Genomic DNA, 1802 nt, shown 5'->3' on the forward strand with positions numbered 1-1802 from the left:
GATAAGTACTATCTTAAATCTAGCAGGGAAATAAAAATACCTTTTATAACTTTGATCATCTAAAGTTATATTTTCCAATTCTGGATCAGATTTTTTTAGTTTTTCTTCTAACTCTTTCGTTTCATGTAAGAGTTTTTTAAATCCCACATTAAAAATAAATTCTTTTGTTTTCATGGCGTTACTTTCTTAATGTATAGAGTTATTAAAATCTCTTTGGTAAATAACTTGCTGAATTTTCGTAAGTAATAGAATGAATGGTACCAATAATATATTTACCTGATGTAATTATATTTTCTGGATTTCGGATTGTCCCTGACATTCCACTACCAATAAACCCACCTGCCGCTGCCAGAGAGTCGCGTAAATGATGTCTCAATGTATTTTGTATCATTTCTGTAGGATAATGTTTGATGTATTTCCCTTGTGCTATTGCTTGCTTAATTGCCTGATTAGATATTCCAGGATTGTTATGACGTATAATCTCTTCGGTCAGCCGCTTTCTTTCATGTCTTGGCATGTTTTTTAGCCATTCTGATGCATTACGGGGAGAAGTCGCTTTCATTATCTTATATGCGCTATATGACTCCTTCAGAGCTGCTGCACCAGAGGTAAGAGAGATCATATCCATTATGGTTGAAGTTGTGACATACCAATCTTGTGAGTCCAACCAAGCAACATGTTCTATGCCTTCTTGTCCTCCCACAGTGAGATTATAAATTCTATATCCACCATTGACACATTGAGCACCTGATGCAACTAAACCGCTATATGACAATATTGCTAAAGGTGTAGTTCCTCCTCCTGTAAATGGGACTGCTGCTGTTGAACCGGATAAACCTATCCCCGATAATACAGCTCCACCACACGCCAGAGCTGTTGATCCAATCTCTATCATCAGACTAGGTTCAGAAACTGTTTTTTTCAATTCTGCTTCTGGTGCAATAGTGAGTTCCGTATTATAAATAATAATATGTGTTAACTCAGAAGTCGTCTGATTTCCACGTCTTTTCGATGGCCTAACCAAATAAGGCCTTAGTTTTCCATCAGCATAAATAATACCCGCACCATAAAAATCACGGTGGCAATCTAATGCATCTGCAATTGCTTGGAAATCGATATTTCCTTCGGAATTAGGTAGTGTACCAAGACTTTTTGAAGTATAAAAATTTGGTAGAGTATATTCATCAAATTCATTCTGCAACAGTGATATAAGACTATCCGATCGCATTTTAATTACCACCTATTATAATTGGTTTTTATATCAATATTAATTATATATTCAATAAACAGTTTCTTCCCAAATACAATAGCCTGATGTGCCTGCTATATGATGCTGACAAACAATATCTTTATATTGAACTGCGACAACTTCTTCCGGTTGCCTATCAGCATGATCGACAGAGTGCGGATATTGAACATTAACATTTAATAATTTTGCATTTCTTAATGTAACAGAATAATATCGCTCTTGACCTCCTGCTTGTGAGGTACGATAAAAATCAAATACTAAATCAAGCTCTTCATTGTTTGCAACTGCCATTAATAACAATGGTGATGATTTATCAAGTGGTTTAACAAATTTAACTGGCTGATGAGCAACATTTTGCGCTCTTGCAACTCCGTGATTAAATTGTAATACAAAAATTTGATCTTCATGTCCTAATTGATATTTATTACCAATAGAATCTAATGTAGAACACCCTTGAGAAATTAGACCTTGAAGTTTACCTTTAATTGTCACATAAATAGAATTCGCCATGTTTTACCTCATAATTATCATTATTAATTCAATTCGTTATAGC

Annotated in this window: 2 protein-coding genes; both read right to left on the reverse strand. The window is 34.5% G+C overall.

Annotated features, from left to right (window positions below; all coding sequences use genetic code 11):
• Positions 1-202 precede the first annotated feature (202 nt).
• Positions 203-1228 (reverse strand): hypothetical protein, encoded by a 1026-nt coding sequence (locus tag AACX68_RS07075; RefSeq protein WP_228860848.1) that lies wholly within the window; start codon positions 1226-1228, stop codon positions 203-205.
• Between the two features lie 51 nt (positions 1229-1279).
• Positions 1280-1759 (reverse strand): Hcp family type VI secretion system effector, encoded by a 480-nt coding sequence (locus AACX68_RS07080; protein ID WP_228860849.1) that lies wholly within the window; start codon positions 1757-1759, stop codon positions 1280-1282.
• Positions 1760-1802 lie beyond the last annotated feature (43 nt).

Source organism: Xenorhabdus sp. PB61.4 (genome assembly GCF_963894935.1).
Taxonomy (GTDB): domain Bacteria; phylum Pseudomonadota; class Gammaproteobacteria; order Enterobacterales; family Enterobacteriaceae; genus Xenorhabdus; species Xenorhabdus stockiae.